Source organism: Thermobaculum sp. T2p (genome assembly GCF_059335935.1).
In genome coordinates, this window is sequence record NZ_JANZYQ010000015.1 from 64887 (window position 1) to 84225 (window position 19339).

General features: G+C 59.2%; 14 protein-coding genes. 6 read left to right on the plus strand and 8 right to left on the minus strand.

Features of this window, described 5'->3' with window-relative positions; genetic code table 11:
• Positions 1-510: 510 nt before the first annotated feature.
• Both N2245_RS07840 and N2245_RS07845 read left to right on the plus strand, forming a co-directional pair.
• Positions 511-975: a MarR family winged helix-turn-helix transcriptional regulator gene (locus N2245_RS07840; RefSeq protein WP_494536176.1), complete on the plus strand. Its 465-nt coding sequence runs from the start codon at positions 511-513 to the stop codon at positions 973-975.
• Positions 950-2701: an MFS transporter gene (locus N2245_RS07845; RefSeq protein ID WP_494536177.1), complete on the plus strand. Its 1752-nt coding sequence runs from the start codon at positions 950-952 to the stop codon at positions 2699-2701. The genes N2245_RS07840 and N2245_RS07845 overlap by 26 nt, the downstream gene beginning before the upstream one ends.
• Before the next feature lie 195 nt (positions 2702-2896).
• On the opposite strand, the gene N2245_RS07850 is transcribed toward N2245_RS07845, so the two are convergent.
• Entirely contained in the window at positions 2897-3802 is a 906-nt protein-coding gene (locus tag N2245_RS07850; RefSeq protein ID WP_494536178.1) for a polysaccharide deacetylase family protein, read from the minus strand.
• Positions 3803-4040: 238 nt separating this feature from the next.
• Between N2245_RS07850 and N2245_RS07855 the strand changes: the two genes are divergently transcribed.
• Entirely contained in the window at positions 4041-5015 is a 975-nt protein-coding gene (locus N2245_RS07855) for a ring-cleaving dioxygenase (protein WP_494536179.1), read from the plus strand.
• Between the two features lie 72 nt (positions 5016-5087).
• Here N2245_RS07855 and N2245_RS07860 read toward each other — a convergent pair whose 3' ends face one another.
• The 5 genes from N2245_RS07860 to N2245_RS07880 form a co-directional block, all read right to left on the minus strand.
• Positions 5088-7079 (minus strand): alpha-amylase family protein, encoded by a 1992-nt coding sequence (locus tag N2245_RS07860; protein ID WP_494536180.1) that lies wholly within the window; start codon positions 7077-7079, stop codon positions 5088-5090.
• A gap of 27 nt (positions 7080-7106) precedes the next feature.
• Positions 7107-8006: a carbohydrate ABC transporter permease gene (locus N2245_RS07865; RefSeq protein ID WP_494536181.1), complete on the minus strand. Its 900-nt coding sequence runs from the start codon at positions 8004-8006 to the stop codon at positions 7107-7109.
• A 6-nt stretch (positions 8007-8012) separates the two neighbouring features.
• The gene (locus N2245_RS07870; RefSeq protein ID WP_494536182.1) at positions 8013-8954 is read right to left on the minus strand and encodes a carbohydrate ABC transporter permease; all 942 of its coding nucleotides are present in this window, start codon (positions 8952-8954) and stop codon (positions 8013-8015) included.
• Positions 8955-8966: 12 nt separating this feature from the next.
• Positions 8967-10478, minus strand: a complete 1512-nt coding sequence (locus tag N2245_RS07875) for an ABC transporter substrate-binding protein (RefSeq protein WP_494536183.1) — start codon at positions 10476-10478, stop codon at positions 8967-8969.
• 69 nt (positions 10479-10547) lie between these two features.
• Entirely contained in the window at positions 10548-11306 is a 759-nt protein-coding gene (locus N2245_RS07880; RefSeq protein WP_494536184.1) for a GntR family transcriptional regulator, read from the minus strand.
• A gap of 123 nt (positions 11307-11429) precedes the next feature.
• Between N2245_RS07880 and N2245_RS07885 the strand changes: the two genes are divergently transcribed.
• Positions 11430-13280 carry a Gfo/Idh/MocA family oxidoreductase gene (locus N2245_RS07885; RefSeq protein ID WP_494536185.1) on the plus strand — a complete coding sequence of 617 codons (1851 nt, stop codon included), beginning with the start codon at positions 11430-11432 and terminating at the stop codon, positions 13278-13280.
• A gap of 143 nt (positions 13281-13423) precedes the next feature.
• Positions 13424-14824: an alpha-L-fucosidase gene (locus N2245_RS07890; protein WP_494536222.1), complete on the plus strand. Its 1401-nt coding sequence runs from the start codon at positions 13424-13426 to the stop codon at positions 14822-14824.
• 12 nt (positions 14825-14836) lie between these two features.
• Here the strand turns inward: N2245_RS07890 and N2245_RS07895 are convergent, their stop codons facing one another.
• A complete protein-coding gene (locus N2245_RS07895) occupies positions 14837-15751 on the minus strand; it encodes a nucleoside hydrolase (RefSeq protein WP_494536186.1) in 915 nt (304 codons plus the stop codon).
• Between the two features lie 98 nt (positions 15752-15849).
• Between N2245_RS07895 and N2245_RS07900 the strand changes: the two genes are divergently transcribed.
• The gene (locus N2245_RS07900) at positions 15850-18516 is read left to right on the plus strand and encodes a UxaA family hydrolase (RefSeq protein WP_494536187.1); all 2667 of its coding nucleotides are present in this window, start codon (positions 15850-15852) and stop codon (positions 18514-18516) included.
• Positions 18517-18518: 2 nt separating this feature from the next.
• Here the strand turns inward: N2245_RS07900 and N2245_RS07905 are convergent, their stop codons facing one another.
• On the minus strand, positions 18519-19322 hold the full coding sequence (locus N2245_RS07905) for an SDR family NAD(P)-dependent oxidoreductase (RefSeq protein ID WP_494536188.1): 804 nt from the start codon (positions 19320-19322) through the stop codon (positions 18519-18521).
• Positions 19323-19339: the final 17 nt, after the last annotated feature.

The window sequence follows — 19339 nt, forward strand, 5'->3', positions numbered from 1 at the left end:
CTCGAGGAGCGTGTTGATGCCCTGGCTAGAACAAGACCATCTAGCTCGTGGATGCTCCTCAAGGCCCTCATGCCGCACGACATCCTCCACCAAACCCTTGCAGCGCTGGGAACCCCAGGATGCATCCCTGGGGTAGCTGACATACGACGTCTACAGGTACACGCCCCACGGTCGGGGGTTCCCCCAAAGCGACTTATGACCACGACGGCACACATAGGGTGACACCAACCGATATCGAAGTGGTCTGTACAACAATCTAGCGCGTCCGATACACCGACTGCCCTAGACACCCGTAACGCCTCTTTGCACCAAAAGGATCAATCCTCACAACCACGCCTAGCACACGGCAATACACGCAAACACACGCACGAAACCGCAAATAAACGCACAAATCCCTTGCCTAACGCTACACATTGGCATATAATACGAGAGTGCGAATATTTAGGTATCACCAAATATTTGTAACGGAGGGGAGCGCTGACGGACTGGACCGAAGGGGCTGAGAGAGCGTTGAGGGCGTACCTAAGGGCAGTGATCTTTGCCGAACCCGTACAGCTGGCGCTGCTTGCAAAGTACGGTATCAGGCTATTTGACCTAAGGGCGCTGCGCCTGGTACGCGACCTTGGGCCGTTATCCATAAGCAGCTGGGCGCAAGAGTTGGGCATAGCACGCTCCACCGCGACCGGTCTAGTCGACAGGTTAGAGCAGAGGGGGCTAATTCGCCGTCGGGTGCACACACATGACAGGCGATCAACCATCCTTGAGCTGACCGAGTTGGGCAGGCAGGCGCTGGAGGACAAGAGCCTGCTCCGCGATAGCCGTCCAGGTAGGGCTATACTAGCCCTTCGCCCCGAGGAGCAGGAGCAGCTGGCAGCTCTGCTCGAGAGGCTGACCAACGTGCTTCCCCAAGAGAGTACATATCAGTTGCAAGATGAAACGGAGGGTGCAGATGGCACAAGCTACAGCTCAGCGTAGAAGGTTGGCACACATCGACTACAAGTGGATAGCTTTGTCCAACACCACGCTAGGTATACTAATGGCAGCGCTCAACGGCAGCATCGTGCTCATAGCGCTGCCAGACATCTTCAGGGGGATGGGGATCAACCCCCTGGCACCGGGCGAGACCACCTTCCTGCTATGGTCCCTCATGGGCTACATGGTGGTCACGGCCGTGCTACTGGTGACTTGCGGCCGTATCTCCGACATGTTTGGGAGGGTGCGCCTGTACAACTTGGGTTTCGCTATCTTCACTCTCGGCTCCATCCTGCTGACCTTCATCCAAGGCAGCGGCAACTTCGCTGCCACCCAGATGATCGTCTACAGGCTCATACAGGGTGTGGGTGGTGCGTTCCTTTTCTCTAACTCCACGGCCATCCTCACCGATGCCTTTCCACCACACGAGCGGGGCATGGCGATGGGCGTCAATCAGATAGCGAGCATCGGGGGCGGATTCATAGGGCTTATCCTGGGTGGCCTGCTTGCCGCCATCAACTGGAGGGCAGTGTTCCTAGTTAGCGTCCCCATAGGGCTGTTGGGCACCATTTGGGCGTACCTGATGCTACACGAGACCTCAAGGCGTCGTGGGGAACAGAAGCTAGATATTCCTGGCAACCTTTTGTTTGCCGCAGGCCTGACGATCATGCTGGTTGCTCTTACCTATGCCATCATGCCCTATGGCAACTCCAACATGGGCTGGAACAACCCATGGGTCCTCGGGGGCTTGACGCTTGGGACGCTACTGCTTGTGGCCTTCGTAATTGTTGAGTTGCGGGTATCAGATCCCATGTTCCAAATACACCTCTTTGGCATACGGATGTTCACCATGGGCAACATCGCCGGCTTCCTAGCCTCCGTGGCCAGGGGTGGCTTGCAGTTCATGCTGATCATCTGGCTGCAGGGCATCTGGCTACCCTTGCATGGCTACAGCTTCGAGAAGACACCTCTTTGGGCAGGCATATACATGCTGCCGCTATCTATAGGCTTCCTACTCATGGGACCGCTCAGCGGCTACCTTTCCGACCACTACGGCTCACGCCTATTCACCACAATGGGTATGATCCTCACAGCCGTGGGGTTCGTTGGGCTTACTCTTCTGCCTGCCAACTTCAGCTATCCGATATTCGCCTTCCTCATACTGCTGCTAGGGCTAGGTATGGGCATGTTCTCCGCGCCCAACACAGCATCCATCATGAACTCAGTACCTCCCGAGTACAGGGGTGTAGCCAGCGGCATGCGTGCTACGTTCCAGAACACGGGCAACACGCTCTCGATCACGCTGATCTTCTCGCTGGTTACCGCTGGTCTAGCCTCCAAGCTGCCTGCAGCTCTCTACGGCGGCCTCACCTCCGTGGGCGTGCCCGCCAGGGTGGCCGAGGCCATATCTCACCTGCCGCCCACCGGCGCGCTGTTCGCAGCCTTCCTCGGCTATAACCCCATGGAGACCCTCCTGCCCAAGGAGGTGCTCGACGGGCTCTCGATGACCAACAGAGCAAAGGTGCTAGGCAAGGAGTTCTTCCCAAACATGATCTCCGGAGCCTTCATGCACGGCGTGGTCATAGCGTTCACCATCTGCGCCCTAATCTCTCTGGCAGCCGCAGTATTCTCGCTGTTCCGCGGTGGGAAATACATCCACGAGCTGCATAGCGAGCCCGATCGTTACGAGACGGCAAGCATCCTGGCCACCGACACGATCCCTGACTAGCTCCACCAAAGCGAGAGGAGGGACATAATTCCTCCTCTCGCTTCATCTTGCTCCAGGTTGCTACCAGGGTGTGGACAAAGCCTTCTCCGATCGCAAGTCGCACTCCCCAGGCCTGGTCCCAGTGAACACGCGCGAGAGGAGGCGACACTTGCCCACACGCACAACACCTCACAGAGTGCAGGAGGCTAGGAGCTCCTACCTATTGGAGGTCATGCTCTGCACCAGCCTAGCGAACCCCCCGATGGATATATCTCCCCTTACCAGCATCCGGGGCTCCGAGAAGCGCTGGGAGGGCGTCCAAAGTCCACCTCCCCAGGCGCCCAGCGCACCCTGGTAGCCCGCCCTGCGCACTAGCCGCACCACGCGGGCATCGTAGGAGCCTCCGGGATAGGCCAGGTAGCGAGCGCTCACCCCCAGCTTCTCACGCAATACCTTGCGCGAGGTATACAGCTCGTACCAAAGTCGGGAGTTCGATAGCTTGGTCATAGGCGGATCCAGAGGATGCGTCATTGTGTGGGACTCGATCTCGAACCCCCAGGACTTGATCTTGCGAAGCTGCTGCCAGTCGAGCTGGTTGCCGCCGCCCATCACGAACAGCACTGCGGTCATACCACGCTTGCGTAGTTCCCTGAGGGCCGCCAGTTGGCTTAGGCGTCCATCGTCCATCGTGATGAGTAACGGCTTGCTGGGCAGTCCGCCCCCTTTGAACATGTAGTCGTAGACTTGGGGTAGCGTCACTGTGTGGTAGCCATGAGACCTCAGCCAGTTCAACTGCCTGCGAAACACGGGAATAGGGACCTCGTATTCGCCAGCGGGCGAGGTGAAACCATGGTACATCAGCACGGGCAGAGTGATGGACCTCGGCCTAAATTTGCTATGGGTCGACACCCCAGGCTCCCTTACCACAGATCGCTCAGAGACATCTCCCCGGCCTTGTGGAGAGGCCGTGCCCGCAGAGTTCTCATCCAGGCCACGCATGAGGGTTTTAGGTCTTTGTGCCACCGCCAGGGTAGAGGAAGCTACCATGGATCTCGCAACTCGACCGCCGCCACAGCCTACAAGCATAATCGCTAGCGCAAATATCACCAGACGATTAAGCATACACACCTCCCACTAAACAAACGCTCCAAGAGTTACAAAGTTACGTTGAACAGAGAAAGTAGTGCTGGGGCGGCAAAACCTGCTAATAACCGTCTTTAAATGACAAGCGGAGCCCCGCCAGCACGAACGAGCCACCTACAATGCAGGCTAACATAAGCTTGTAACTGTTGCAGCTGGGGTAGCGTTGGAAGGAGTCTTGCTGATGAGAGTGTGACTAAAGTCGTAAGGGGAGGTAGAGATGGAGCTGGAAGGATTGCACCACGTGACAGCTGTAACGGGCAACGCCTCGATGAACGTCGCGTTCTACACCAAGGTGCTCGGCATGCGGCTGGTCAAAAAGACCGTCAACCAGGACGACGTCTCGGCCTACCACCTCTTCTACGCTGATGCCGAGGGAAGGCCTGGTACGGAGATCACCTTCTTCGACTGGCCGCACATCGGCCCCAACGTGCCAGGGACCGGCATGATCACAGCGATCCGGCTGAGAGTGCACGATCGCGAGGCGCTGGAGTGGTGGGCGGACTGGCTGAGGGGCTTCGGCATCCAACCCGGCAAGCTGGAGGAGAGGGATGGCGTATGCGTGCTACCCTTCAAGGATCCGGAGGGGCAGCACCTGGAGCTGGTCGAGGACGGGGGGCTGCCTGGAGGGATCCCGTGGCGCGAGAGCCGGGTGCCCCCAGAGCGGGCGATCAAGGGGGTGCACTCCGTGGCCCTCACGGTCGACAGCCTACTGCCCACCGAGAGGACCTTGGTGGATATCATGGGCTTTCGGAAGAAGGGCGAGTACACCCTGCCGGAGGCACCGTCCCGCAAGGTGTACGTGTACGAGACCGGGCCGGGAGGCCCCGGCGCCGAGGTACACGTGGAGGAACGACCGGAGATGCCTAGCGGCAGGCTCGGCATCGGTGGGGTTCACCACGTGGCGTTCCGCACGCCCAACGACGAGGAGCATCGTCGGTGGCGCAACAGGGTGGCAAGCGAAGGGTTGGGGGTGACTCCTATCATCGACCGATTCTACTTCAAGTCCATCTACTTCCGAGAGCCTGAGGGAGTACTTTTCGAGATAGCCACCGATGGCCCCGGCTTTGCGGCAGACGAGGACCCCGACCACCTAGGTGAGAGGCTGTCGCTGCCGCCCTTCCTGGAACCCTACAGGGGGCAGATCGAGGCGGGGCTCAGGCCGATCGACCCATCTCCTTACTTTAATCGATGACGGCGTAAGGGGACAGAGGCGTATGTATGCGCCTCTGTCCCCACTTAGGTCTTCGAGGGGATGGGCATGCAGCTAGTACTCCAACACCACTACCGTGTGGGCTCCCACGTGAGGAACTTCAACCCAAGCGTAATCGCCCTCCTGCCGCCATTCTAGCTCACCGCCCTCCGGCGCAAGGTAAGCCCTCCGGAGATGGACGCCATCGCTGCGCACGCCCAAGCGTATCCCGGTCACCTTAGCCCCCTGGTCCACGTGTGGTATGGGTTGCATGGTCCTCCTGGGAGTATAGGCCACAAGGTGCACTATCCTCCGGGAGATGCCCGCCGCTTCCTGCTGGTGAAGCGATGCTTCCACCCAGCCAGGACCCTGATACTTCAAAACGGGATTCGGTAGATAGGCGGCAAGGGCGTTCATCACCACCGCCTTGTAGGCCCAGTAATCATGGCGGCGGTAGGCACCAAATAAGGGCGCAGCAAAGTACAACACACGGTCTCCCCAAATGACCAGCGGGCTATCCAAGGACTTTCCCACGGGAGCATGCGCATGGCTGGTGAAGTGCTCCCAAGTTCTGTTGAACAAGGCCCGACGCAGGTCACCGCTTGTCCTAACACCTTCCTGAGACCTGACCACGTAGGCCGTATCATAAAAAACGTAGTCATAGTCGGTGTCAAGCTCCGTACCCCTTGCTAGATCCTCGCCTACCCTAAAGTAGGAAGGGGTTGTAGGGGCCTGCTCCAAGGCACTGATTGGCAGAGAGGGCAACTGCTGGGGAGCAGCGGTGACGAGCATTCCCCCGCTCTCGATGTAGCTTTGCAGCATCTGTCGAAGCTGCTCATCCACCACCACGTCCTCAGGCAGGATAAGTAGGCGATAACTCGTCAGGTCCACACAGGAGGGATCAACGATATCGAACTGCACGCCGCTCTCCAGCAGCATCTGCGCCGCCCCCTCCACGCCCTGGGAGTAGCGCATCGGAGATCCAGGGTCATGGCCCAGAACTACCCCCACCTCCACCAAGGGGCTAGCGCCACGCAGCCAAGGCTCGAGCGCAGCCACCCTCCCGAAAGAATGGCCAAGAAGCCTGTAGACCGCAGGGTCGAGCCTGCCACTGGGATGCAGCTGATCCCCCACGGATATACGGCCACCGGCAGAGAGGATAACTCCGCACTCATAGTCTAGTTGATTGCGCGTCTTGAGTCCTCCGAAATCAGCCCAAGCCTTGTGGAACCTACCCGTCATGCCCAGGAACTGCGTGCCCAAAGATCTAGCGTGCCTTGCAGCCACCGGATAGTGTAGGTATCCCCAAAGCCCTGATGTCGGCAGGCTCTCTATCTCCACATGCGTCTGGTATCTAAGTACCTTAGCTAGGTGCGGAGACACAGTACCGTTGTAGAAGATAGTAGCATTTGGCGCCTTGGAACGCACCAACGAGGATACGCGCTCGAAGAACTCGCACAACCTGTTCCAGGCGTATCTCGAGACCTCACCTTCATCAGCTAAGTCGACCCCTGCAGCACGCATCTTGGCTTGCCCCCAAGGTGAATAGTTGGAGATAGGAAAGCATATGTCGAAAAAGAAACCATCGACCGGATACCTGTCGCAGATCTCCGTTATCTGGGATACCACGTAGTCCCCGTAGCCGGAGGAGACGTCCAAGGTGGTCCACCCCATCTTACCTTCCAGCGGCGAATAGTTGGTCAGCGGCGGCCGCATCACCATCCTGCCCTCCCTGTCTACCACTACCCACTCGGGATGCTGCTCGCCAGCCAGATCATCCCACATGATGCTCACATAGATGGGAGCCCGGATGCCAGCCTCATGTAATGCCCTGATCTGCTCGCCCATCAGGTCGAACCCCAAGTTTGGGTGCTGGGTTCCCACCTGCGTGGGATAGTAAGAGAAGCCGTGGTGACACTTGCCAAATATCGTGATGGACTCTACCTGGCCCATCTTGAGGGTGCGCACGAACTCTTCGGGATCGAAGTCCCTGCCCACATCTTCGCACGCAGCAGATGTATGAAAGTCCAGGTGTACCTGCCTGTAGGGCAATTCCAGGTTCCCCATAGGTGCATCCTCCACGGACTAAGATTGTTAGCGCCCTCCCATGCCAGTGAGCGTGATGCCCTGAATGAAGTACTTCTGCGCTACAAAGAAGATGACCAGTATAGGCAGCAAGGTCAGTATGGATACGGCCATGAGCTGGTTATACTGCGTAAAGTACTGGCCCCGGAAGAGGTTTAACCCGATCGCCAGCGTGAACTTCTCGGTCGAACGCAGGTAGATCAACGGATCGAGCAGGTTGTTCCAGTTACCGACGAAAGCAAATATGGCGACCGTGGCCAACGCCGGCTTGGACAAAGGCAGGATAATGTGCGTGAGTATCCGCAGGTTTGAGGCTCCGTCTATACGGGCTGCGTCATCCAGATCCAAGGGTATACCCATGAAAAACTGGCGCAGCAAGAAGATAAAGAAGGGGTAGCCGAACCAAGCCGGCAGGATCAGCGGCCACAGGGTGTTCACCAAGTGCAGCTTGCTGAAGAGAATAAATGTCGGCACTATCGTCACCTCGCGCGGTATCATGAGGGTTGCCAGCACCATGAGGAAGAGCAATCCCTTGCCACGCGCCCTCAGGCGTGCAAAGCCGTACGCCACCAGGCAGCACGAGATCAGGTTGCCGACCACGTTGGAGCAAGTCACGATCAGGGAGTTCTTCAGGAAAGTGTTGAAAGGCAGCGCCGTCCAGCCCTCGATGTAGTTGCGCCACTGGAAATGGGTGGGCAAGAACTGAGGTGGGAAGGTGAAGACCTCCTGCGACGGCTTGAGGGAGGTGCTGATCATCCACATAAACGGGAGAACGTAGAAGATCGACCCAAGGATCAGCAGCACATATATGAGGATGCGATGCAGACGCCTCGTCAACCGCACACTGCTGAGTGCCGTTCTCCTGGCTATGACCCTCCCAGAAGGAGTTACCTGAACTTCGGTCCTCATATTAGCTTACCCCCTGATATCGCCCTCGTAGTACACCCATCGCTGAGCGAACTTGAACTGCAGGGCGGTGATGAGAATTATTAGGACAAAGAGCACCCAGGCAAGCGCTGAAGCGTAACCCATATCGAAGTACTCGAATGCCTGCCGATAGATGTAAAGCCCGTAGACGAGCGAGGCATCCGCTGGTCCCCCATTGGTCATCACCAGGATGAGCACGAATGCCTGCAGAGACGCGATGAAACCAGTAACCAGGTTGAAGAAGATCACTGGTGATATCATTGGGACGGTCACATGCCAGAACTTGGACCAAGCGCCGGCCCCGTCGATGGCTGCAGCCTCATAGAGATGCTCTGGTATGTTCTGCAATCCCGCCAGGTAGATCACCATCGTGTTACCGGCACCCCACACGCTCATGATGATCAGGGCGGGAATCACCCACTCCTCCGATTGCAGCCAGCCCGGTCCCTGGATGCCGAACAGCCCAAGCACGTAGTTGATCATTCCGAAGTCCGGGTGGAATATATTAACCCACAGCAGCGCTGTGGCGATACCTGCCACAACGGACGGCAGGTAGAAGATGGTGCGGAACAAAGGCATCCCCCACACCTTCTGATTAAGCAGCAGCGCCAGCAGGAAGCTGACTATCACCCCGAGGATCACGCTGCCCGCACCGAAGTAGATCGTGTTGACCAGCGCTTTGTAGAATAGCGGGTCTTGTAAGAGGCGACGGTAGTTCTCGATCCCTATCCAATGAGGGGATGAGAGCAGCGACCAGTCGGTGAAGCTGATGAGCGCAGAAGCCACGATGGGGCCAGCTCCAAACAGGAGAAAACCTATCAACCAGGGAGATATGAACAAGTAGAACTCCAGTTCCTCACGCCTGGCAGACTTACTCATCGTGCTCTTATGCCTGCGAAAGGTCAGTCCACGTCCCAAGGCTATCTGCATCGCAACTCTCCGCTACTCCCGGTTCCGGGCAAGGATAGGCGATATCTCCCTGCACACCTGGGACAGCCCTTCTCTCACGCTCAACTTGCCGTTGATGACCCTATCCCAGACGGCCCCAGCCCTCTGTGTGACCTGCGCGGCGGTAGGCTTATCAAGGATCGCATGGCTAGCAAACTCGTTCAATGACTCCTGGATGATCTTGGCACTAGGAGGGGCGTACTTGGAGCTCAGATACGCAGGCCAGGCGGAGTTGCGCGCCGGGCTACCCCTGCCCGTACTGGCCCACATGAAGATCTGCCCGGCCGTGGACAGGTACTCATTGAGATATATCCAGGCAGCATCGGTGTTCTTGCTGTCCTTGGTTATGGCGTAGCCGCTGCCTGCACTGAAAGTAGAGTGCTTCTTCGGCCCCTTCGGCCACTTGGCCACGTCCCACTTGAACTTGGCGTTGGCGTTGATCACCGGTGTGGCCCAGGAACCATCAAGCTGCATAGCGATACGACCAAATTGGATTGCTGGCCAGGTAAGAGTCTCCAGATCAGCTGGGCTGGGTGTAGCTCCGTACTTGAGCCTGAGCTCCATCCACCACTCCATCGTGTCGATCGCCACCGGTTGGGTTATCAGGCACTTGTCCTCATTGGGCTCGCTCACGTACTGAGCACCGAATGGGAATAAGTAAGCGGGAGCCATCGTAGCATCACCGGGCGATGGCGTATTGGCGAATCCGAACTGCTTCTTCGGACCCTCACCTTGGGTAAGCTTGATAGCTACCTCTTTCAGGTCCTGTAGCGTCCAGTCGTCCGAGGGGTAATCTATCTTAGCCTTATCAAATATATCCTTATTGTAGTAGAGGATACCTGGTCCCTCATCGTAGGGCACGCAGTAGAGTTTACCGTCCTTCCTGTAAGACACGAGCGAAGGCTTGGTGAAATCATCTATGTTGAAATCGTCCTGCTGAGCTATGAAGTCATCCAGCGGGATAATGGCTCCTTGCTGTATGAGCTGCTGCGCCCAAGAGAAGTGTACGTACATCACATCCGGCATCGTGCCGCCCGCAGCCTGAGCCACGTACTTCTGGAGGAAGTCTCCCCAGGGAGTGTTCTCGGCCTTGACCACTATGTTCGGATGGCGCTGCATGAAGAGCTTGTCAAACTCCACCTGCCTTGTCCAGAACACAGCATCCCAAGCGTGAGCCACGCTGATCTCGACCTTGGATTTAGGTTCGGGGACAGCGGTCTTGGGCCACTTCAATCCCAGCGCCTCTGCCGACGGCCATTCCATCTTCACCTGAGGGGTGGGCTGTGCTGCTGAGGGGGCCGTGGTCGGCGTGTTGCCAGCAACAGGAGTACCCGCCGCAGCCATGCCCTCCTCCGTCTGTGGCCTGCGTTGGGCCCCACAGGCCGCGAGGAAGGCCGATGCGCCCATAGCACTCACCACCTTGAGGAAATCCCTTCTGGAATAGCCTCTTGCCGTCATCTCTTTCTCGAGCTCCCTTAGGAACTCCTTACCTGCTTCTCCAGCCATCACTTTCCTCCTGCTTTGCTGCACATAGTCGTGAAAGGAGAGACTATCACCATGGACAAGCCGATGGGCTCATACATCACCCCCTTCTCCAAAGAGATCCACTAGAATGCCCTCCATAGAGTTCCTGATGTGTTGGGCTAGCTGCTCCTCCGCCTGCACGAGATCACCCTCAAGCAAGCAGAGGAGTATCCGCTCATGATCCTCCAGCGCTCTGAGGATCCTCCCTGGATAGAAGCTGTCTCGGAACTGGAACAGCCCGTGCTGGCTACGTATAGTGGCCAGTATCTGGATCAGCCGCGAGTTGCCCGATGCCCGTATGATCATGTTGTGCATCCGCAGGTCGTTCTGAAGGAACAGATATATTGGGTTTTGGTCCATGTGGGCACGCACGTACTCCAGCTGAGCCAACTCAAACTTGAGCTGCGGCCTCTCGAGCTTACGCGCTCCCAGCCGCAGAGCGAGCACTTCCAGTGCGGCACGGACCTCAAATATCTCCCTTATATCCCGAGCGGTGAACTCCCTAACCGAGAACCCTCTACGGGGATCGAACTTAACCAACCCGTCCTGAGCAAGGCGGTGCAATGCCTGGCGAACCGGGGTCCTGCTGAGGCCCAGCTCGGCCGCAAGATCTACATCCGAGAGTCTCTCGCCGTACCGCTTCTCACCACCTATAAGCTTGATCCATATCATCTGATAGGCATGGTCCACGGCCGTGGGGAGGTACGTCTTCCCATTCCGTCCCCACAGCAAGTCAAACATCTCCTCAACAGCCCTACGCCTTTCGGCATCAACCTCGTTTGATTCATATTTGCCACTTAGAGTAGCCATACAATCCGGACCCTATTCTATGAATTTTGTATTTTGTATTCAATTTATGGTTGAGTCAGAGTATAATCAGGTTCAAGTTCGCTGTCAATAGTAAGGTGTAAATCCATTCTAGGAGGTGGTGCCTTGCAGCCCGTCAGGTCTCTGCTCATCGGTTGTGGCGCACGCGGACAAGCTCACGCTAGAGCCTTGGCGCAAAGCGATAACTTCGATCTCGTGGCGGTATGCGATGTAGATATCGAAAAGGCACAGCGTACAGCCCAAACATACGGCATATCTAGGTACTACACGTCGCTGCACCAAGCTATCGAGCACGAAGGGCCCGAGCATATCTCTTGCATCACGCCACCAACGCTGCGCTTGGCCATCATAAGGGAGATATTGCAGCATGCTCCGAAGTCCTTGCTGGTAGAGAAACCCCTGGCTAATACCCTGCAGGAGGCTTTAGAGATCCAGCAGGCCGCAAGGCAAGCAGGCACCTTCATAACTGTGTGTCACGAGACCCTTTGGGCAGATGAGATAGCTGCCGTGGCCAGATGGATACGGGAAGGAAGATTGGGCACCCTGCACACACTCGTGGGCACCACCAAGGGCGGGGTGTCCGCACAAGGCACGCACTTCATACATATGCTCAACTGGATGCTAGGTGCAATACCTCTCGAGGTCAGGGCATTCTGCGAGGGCCCCGTAAGCCTAGATCCGGAGAGGAACCAGTGGTGCCCGGCCCATTCGGAGCCTGAGGATACCATCATGGAGCTAAGCTATCCCGGGAACATCAGGGCTATGCTCCATCTGGGAGCACATGCGCCGGATGTACCCGAGCAAGCAGGCACCTTCTGGCTAGAGTACAAGCTCGATGTCCTAGGGTCACGCGGCTGGGCTAGGTTCGTTCACGGTCACAGTGCTCGTGCGCAGTTCCTGGATGGTAGTATCGAGGAGGTGCAAGCAAGGGCGTTCGATCAGGATGCCTATATGACGCAAGCCCTGTACGAGGAGCTGGCCAAGGTGATCCGCGGTGAGCAACAGCGGCATGCAGCTGACATCGCAAGCGCTATCGATGCCCATAGGGTGATAGATGCGGCGATGAGGTCGATGCTAACTGGCCGGAGCGCGAACCCCAGGCAGCTTCCACCCCAGCTAGGCAGAAGCACTAACACGCGCCTCAAGAGCCATCTGCTCTCGAGGCAGCCAGTCACGGTAGCCACGCTTATGTACGGCAAGAGGCGGAGAGGAGAGGTTTTGTCCCTGATCGCGGAGCTTGGAATCGAGGAGGTGGACTTGTGGTCGGTCCCGCGCTTTGCTCACCACTTCGATCCTGAGAAGGATACCCCGCAAGAGGTCAGGAGCGAGCTTGAGGCGTACGGGCTCAAGGCAACCGTGGTATCGGTATTCGACAGCGAGCCGGTGGAGGCCAAGCTCAGGTTCGCAGCAGAGATAGGGGCTCGCTACGCAGTGATGGGGGGCAGAACGCCAAAGAGGCCCGGCACCTGGCAGCTGGAGAAGCTACAGCACTGGTTGGATCTAGCTCATGACCTAGGGTTGAAGTTAGCCTTCGAGAACCACCTCGATACGCTGGAGACGGTGGATGAGATGGAGGCTCTGCTGGAAGCGCTGCAGCACCCCGCCGCACGTATATGCCTGGCGCCCCCACATCTCTACGTGGCGGGAGAGCTCTATGAGCAGGCGCTCATCCGGCTGGGCGAGGCGATAGGAGTGGTGTACATGTGGGACATGGAGATAGGTGCTACCAGAGAGACCGTAGAAGATATATGGTGGCACAGAGCTGATAGCCAGATACCGGGTGGGGGAGGCGCCGTGGACTTCAGGCGACTGATGGAGATGGCCTGCAGGTACTGCCCAGAAGCTCCCTGGGTACTGGTGTACCATGGTACCGAGGATTGGGACGACGTGCACATCCAGCAATCGATCGCCCGGTCACTACGCTACCTGGAGAGTCAGCGTCCGTGCAACGCCTGAGGGTATCCCGCCGGCAGCTGCTGACAGCTGGAGCACAGCTGCTGGCCGCGGCTGTTATAGCCTGCAGCGGAGCCTCCAGGAGGGGTCACAAGGGAGAGGATGCAAGTGAGCCTGAAGAAGCAAACATCGTTAGGAGGAGAGAGGTGATAAAGGGCAAAAGGTACGAGGCAAGTTGGGAGTCGTTGGCGCAATGGGAGGTACCTAAGTGGTACCTGGATGCCAAGTTCGGTATATTCATCCACTGGGGGGTCTATAGCGTGCCGGCCTTCGGTAACGAGTGGTACCCACGCAACATGTACAGGCAAGGCACGCCCGAGTTCGAACATCACGTGACCACCTATGGCCCGCAGTCAGAGTTTGGGTACAAGGACTTCATCCTGATGTTTGGGGGAGAGCGCTTCGACGCCCGGGAGTGGATCGCCCTCTTCTCGGAGGCCGGTGCCCGCTACGTGGTGCCCGTGGCCGAGCACCACGATGGCTTCGCCATGTACGCTACCGAGCGCAGCCGATGGCACGCTGCACGTATGGGCCCCCGCAGGGACGTAGTGGGCGAGATCGCCGAGGCCGCTCGAGAGCGCGGCCTCGTTTTCGGGCTCTCCAGCCACAGGGCGGAGCACTGGTGGTTCTTCCACCCAGGCACCGAGTTCGATTCCGACGTGCGCGACCCCGCTTACGCTGACCTCTATGGCCCAGCTCAGCCCGAGGACACCCAGCCCAATGAAGAGTTTCTTGAGGACTGGCTGGCGCGCTGCATCGAGCTGGTCGACCGCTACCGCCCCCAACTCTTCTGGTTCGATTGGTGGATCGAGCAGCCGGTGTTCAAGCAGTACCTGCAGCGGTTCGCTGCCCATTACTACAACCGAGGCGAGGAGTGGGGGCTTGGAGTAGCCATCAACTACAAGCATGACGCGTTCCCGCCGGGCACCGCCGTACTGGACATCGAGCGAGGACAGCTAGGAGATCTTAAGCCCTTCTTTTGGCAGACCGACACCTCCATCTCCAACAACTCTTGGGGCTACGTGCAACAGCAGGAGTACAAGACCCCCACTCATATTATCGGAGACCTGGTGGATATCGTCAGCAAGAACGGGGCGCTCCTCCTAAACGTGGGACCCAAGCCAGACGGCACCATCCCGGAGGAGGAGCAGGAGATACTGCGCGAGATAGGCAGGTGGCTGCAGGTCAACGGCGAGGCCATCTACGAGACCAGGCCCTGGCGTCGCTACGGCGAAGGCCCGACGCAGGTGGTGGAGGGGCAGTTCAGCGACACCAAACGGCGGCCGTTCACAGCCCAAGACATCAGGTTCACCACACGCCCCGGCAGGCTGTACGCCATCCTGCTCGGCTGGCCGGAAGGCGAGGCCGTGATAAGCACCTTGGAGCCCAAAGAGCTGCCGACAGAGCGGATAGTTAGGGTGGAGCTGTTGGGGAGTACGGGGGATCTGAAGTGGACGCAGGACGACGCGGGATTGCGGGTGTGGATGCCCTCCCACAGGCCCTGCAATCACGCGTACGCCTTGCGGATCACGCTCCGTGAAGGGTAGGAGATGAGCCCCCTAGCAGCTCAAGCGCTCTACAAGGAAGGATTCAAAGGCGGGGGCATCCACCGCCAGCGCCACGTCGGCATTGATGAGGGCGTCCGACTCCTGTCTCGCGAGCGTCGCGCCAGCGGTATAGCTGCCCACAAGCTCGACGTCGATGTGGAGGGACTCGAACGCCAGCAGCTCTGGACGCACGATCGATGCCGCTGCGAGGGGATCGTGCAGGTAGGTAAAGCCGTGCTCGGCGAAATGGGGATAAAGTTCCACCTGGCGGGCGACGAGCTCATGAAAAGGTGTGCCTCCCTGCCTGATGCGGTCCACCCCGTGGCGACGGATCGCCACCCGCATGGTCACATCGAGCGGCACCATGCGTACCCTGACACCCGACGAGAACACTATATGGGCCGCCTCCGGATCCGAGCGCACGTTGTGCTCGACGTACGGCAGATCGAAGCCACCCCTGCCACGGATTGCGCCGGCCATGACGGTGAGGCCAGCAAGGTTATCCGCCAACCGTGGCTCCCGCAGGAAGGCGAGCGCTACGTTAGTAAGCGGGCCTATAGCCAGCAGATGTATCTGCCCGGGATTCTCTATCACGGTCCGCGCTATAAAGTCCGCCGCGTGCTCTTGCGAGGGTGCCAGGGCCTCGTCCCCAGGCTCGAGCATCCCCTTGCCCTCGTGTCCCGCCCAGTAAACAGGGCGCAGCCCAAGCAGCGGCTTACGCGAACCCATGCACACGGGAACATCCTTCCTGCCAGCAAGCTGGAGCATCTTGAGCACCATACGCGCTCGCAGCTCCACATCGCCGTACACGCAGGTGACACCTTCAAGCTGGATCTCGGGTGACTTGAGAATGAGCGCCAGCGCCAGGCAATCGTCCACGTCGGTCCCTATATCCGTGTCAAGCAGCAACCTAGTTGAGACCACCATCCACCTCCACAAGTGCTTTCTTGTAACCGCGAGGGTACTCAAAGAGATGCTATCCTATTTGATATCGAACACACAACAGCGATTCTAAAGGAAGGTCGATGCGCTACGTAGATCTAGATGACATAGCCCGCTTACCCGCACCCAGCGACGAGGCCGCCGTCGCCGTACGGGACCTGCCGCCCGGCACGCAGGTGCGGCATAGGGATGGATCCTTCACCATCCGCAGCTTCATCCCTGAAGGGCATAGGTTCGCCGTCCGTACGATACGCACTGGTCAGAGCATCCACTCCTGGAGATGGCCGTTTGGAGTAGCCACGAAGGACGTCCTGCCTGGTGAGCACTTGTGCTCGCCTAGGGTGTTGGAGGTGCTGGAGGAGCATGGTGTGCGGGGGGTCGCACGGCAGGCGAACTTCGAAAATCAGCCGATCGTCCCCTTCCAACTCGATGCTACCGAGATGATCACTGATGGGCTGGGCACGCCGATTAGGCTGTACCGCGCGGAGGCCCCGCCGACTTTCATGGGCTACCCCCGCGAGGGGGGTCGTGGCGTTGGCACGCGCAACTATGTAGTGCTGCTAGCGACCAACTCGCGTGTCGCCGGCATAGTGCGGGCTCTAGAGAGGAGCACGCACCACCTGGCCGAGGGCGTAGAGGGTCTGGACGGGGTGGTGGCGGTGGACCATACCGAGGGCGGTGAGGACGTGCCCCCCAATAACCTCGAGCTGTTGCTGCGCACGCTCGCCGGCTTCATCGTGCACCCCAACGTTGGGGCCGTGCTGTGCGTGGACGATGGTATGGGACCGGTGGATAACACACTGCTAAGACATTACATGGAGACACACGGCTACCCATTGGCTTACGTTCCACATGTATGGCTGACCGTGGACGCCGACCTCGAGGAGAAGATGCGGCTCGCTGAAGGAGAGGTGATGAGGATCCTGGAAAGCGGTGCTTGGCGGAGCGAGAGGGTGAGGTCATCCCTGGAGCACCTCCGCCTGGGGTTGCAGTGCGGGGGATCGGACGCCTTCTCGGGAATCTCGGCCAACCCGCTGGTGGGGCTGGTCGCCCGCGAGCTGGTGGCTTGGGGCGGCAGCGCCAACCTGGCGGAGACCGACGAGCTGATGGGCGCCGAGGCACACATCCTCCAGCGCGTGCGCAGCAGAGAGACTGCCGAGCGCTTCCTGGAGGTGATCGACAGGTTCAAGCAACTGCTCTCCTGGCACGGGCACACACCCGAGAGCAACCCTTCGGGCGGGAACGTTTTGAGGGGACTTTACAACATCACGCTGAAGTCGCTGGGGGCGGCGATGAAGAAGCCGGCCGAGCAGCTGCTGGACTACGTTATAGACTACGCCGAGCGAATGGTTATGCCAGGGTACTACTTCATGGACAGTCCCGGCAACGACCTGGAGAGCGTGGCCGGACAGGTAGCTGCAGGCTGCAATATGATCGCCTTCACTACAGGCAATGGCTCGGTGACCAACTTCCCATTCGTGCCCACGATCAAGGTCGTGACTACTACTGGCCGCTACAACCTGCTTTCGGAGGAGATGGACTTCAACGCCGGCAGGTACCTCGACGGAGAGGGGATGCATGATCTCGCGCTCGAGGCGTTTGCGCTGCTCCTGCGTGCAGCGTCAGGGGAGCGCACCAAGGGCGAGCGCGCCGGACACTCCCAAGTCTCCATCTGGCGGAACTGGCGCCAGACACAAATAGTCGATCCTAGGCAGGTCATCAAGCGGCTTCCGAACAGGCCAGTAGTTCCTAGGTCAACGCCCAGCGCCCGACTGGATCTGACTGCGCGGCTGTACAGGGGGCCGAGGGGAGCCAATATCGAGAGGGTTGGCTTGGTGCTACCCACCAGCCTTTGCGCCAGCCAAGTGGCCAGGCTTGGAGCCGAGCGGCTGAACGCGCAGCACTCTAGGCCGGAGGTCATATCGCGCTTCGTATCGCTCCCCCACACCGAAGGCTGCGGAGTCTCCTCCGGCCACTCCCAGGAGCTCTACACCCAGCTGATGATCAACCACCTACTGCATCCAGCGGTATCGATGGCCCTGCTCCTGGAGCATGGCTGTGAGAAGACGCACAACGGCTACATGAGGCCGCAGCTCGAGCGCCTGGGCATAGACCCCGACACCTACGGCTGGGCGAGCGTACAGCTGGACGGCGGTATGCGACGGGTGCTCGACAAGATAGAGCTCTGGTTTCGCCGACAGCTCGAGAGCTGTCGGCCGATCGAGAGGGAGGAGGGCAGCCTCGCGGAGCTGTGCTTGGGCTTGTGGACAGAAGCTACGGACCCACAGATGCTGCTCACGCTCTCCCAATTGGCGGCCACGCTGGCAGGAGACGGGGGTAGGGTAGTCATACCTCACACATCTCCTCTCGCATGGGAGTTCTCTCGAGAGCCCACGCTAGAGTTCGGACATAGGCCCAACACTCCCGGCGTGTATGTGATGGAGGCGCTCTCGCGCGATTGGTCCGAGACCCTAGCCGGCATGGCGGCGTGCAGCGCCAGCTTGGTCCTGGCGTGCCCTGCCAGAAGGAGTATCACCGGGCACCCGCTGGTGCCGGTCCTGCAGGCCAGCAACCTCCCCCAGCTGCGGCGGGATGTAGACCTAGTGCTCGAGGGAGACTCCGCCGAGTGGTCGAATCAACTCGTAGAGATTCTATCTCGGACAGCCTCGGGAGATTATACGCCCCTGGTTCGCAGGCTGGGCGTGCTAAGTTTCCAGATAGCACGTGGGCCCCTCGGGGTATCGGTGTAGTCCTAAGGTCGGCGGGATCTTAGACGGAGGCTGTCCCAGCTGCCGTCGCTGTGCCAGCCTCCATCAACCGGCAGGCAGACTCCATTAATGAAGCCACTGCGCTTGGGATCCAGCAGGAAAGCCACCGCCTGCGCCACGTCCTCCGACCGGGCAAACCTCCCCATGGGCACGCGGCTCTCGATATCTGCGTCTGTATAGCCCGCAGTGAGCTGGTCGCGCTCGTCCATACCGGTCTTAACCCAGCCGGGGCAGACGGCGTTGACTCTCACTCCGCGGCCTCCCCACTCCGCGGCGAGTGTGCGGGTGAGGCCCACCAGCCCGTGCTTGCTGGCGTTGTAGGCCACTCGCTCCGAGATGCCCAGGATGCCGGCGACGGAGGCTACGTTCACTATGCTGCCATCGCCTCGACGCAGCATCTCTCTGCCAACCTCACGGCACATCAGGAAGGGCCCCGTGAGGTTCACGGCGAGCACGCGCTCCCACTCATCCAGAGAGGTCTCCTCGGCGCGTCGGATGCAGCTGATGCCAGCGTTGTTGACCAAGCCATCCACCCAGCCATAGCTCTCCAGGCAAGCTCTCAGCGCTCGGATGGCAGTATCCACAAGGGCCACATCCCCCACCACGGACACCGCTCTGCCTCCTGCGTCCTCCACCTCCTCGGAGGTCTCATAAGGCTCGTCCAGGTCCACCAGCACCAGGTCGTAGCCCTCGCTGGCCAGGGTGACGCTGATGCTCCGACCTATCCCCCTAGCGGCACCTGTGACGATAGCTACCAGCCTGTGGCGCTCCGCTAGCTCTGCGTTCATCTTGCCCCTCCCATCAG

What these genes read in the sequence shown, in the direction of transcription:
- N2245_RS07845 (WP_494536177.1), top strand. Translation starts at nt 950, where the DNA reads ATGGCACAAGCTACAGCTCAGCGTAGAAGGTTGGCACACATCGACTAC.
- N2245_RS07850 (WP_494536178.1), bottom strand. Translation starts at nt 3,802, where the DNA reads ATGCTTAATCGTCTGGTGATATTTGCGCTAGCGATTATGCTTGTAGGC.
- N2245_RS07855 (WP_494536179.1), top strand. Translation starts at nt 4,041, where the DNA reads ATGGAGCTGGAAGGATTGCACCACGTGACAGCTGTAACGGGCAACGCC.
- N2245_RS07860 (WP_494536180.1), bottom strand. Translation starts at nt 7,079, where the DNA reads ATGGGGAACCTGGAATTGCCCTACAGGCAGGTACACCTGGACTTTCAT.
- N2245_RS07865 (WP_494536181.1), bottom strand. Translation starts at nt 8,006, where the DNA reads ATGAGGACCGAAGTTCAGGTAACTCCTTCTGGGAGGGTCATAGCCAGG.
- N2245_RS07870 (WP_494536182.1), bottom strand. Translation starts at nt 8,954, where the DNA reads ATGCAGATAGCCTTGGGACGTGGACTGACCTTTCGCAGGCATAAGAGC.
- N2245_RS07875 (WP_494536183.1), bottom strand. Translation starts at nt 10,478, where the DNA reads ATGGCTGGAGAAGCAGGTAAGGAGTTCCTAAGGGAGCTCGAGAAAGAG.
- N2245_RS07880 (WP_494536184.1), bottom strand. Translation starts at nt 11,306, where the DNA reads ATGGCTACTCTAAGTGGCAAATATGAATCAAACGAGGTTGATGCCGAA.
- N2245_RS07895 (WP_494536186.1), bottom strand. Translation starts at nt 15,751, where the DNA reads ATGGTGGTCTCAACTAGGTTGCTGCTTGACACGGATATAGGGACCGAC.
- N2245_RS07900 (WP_494536187.1), top strand. Translation starts at nt 15,850, where the DNA reads ATGCGCTACGTAGATCTAGATGACATAGCCCGCTTACCCGCACCCAGC.
- N2245_RS07905 (WP_494536188.1), bottom strand. Translation starts at nt 19,322, where the DNA reads ATGAACGCAGAGCTAGCGGAGCGCCACAGGCTGGTAGCTATCGTCACA.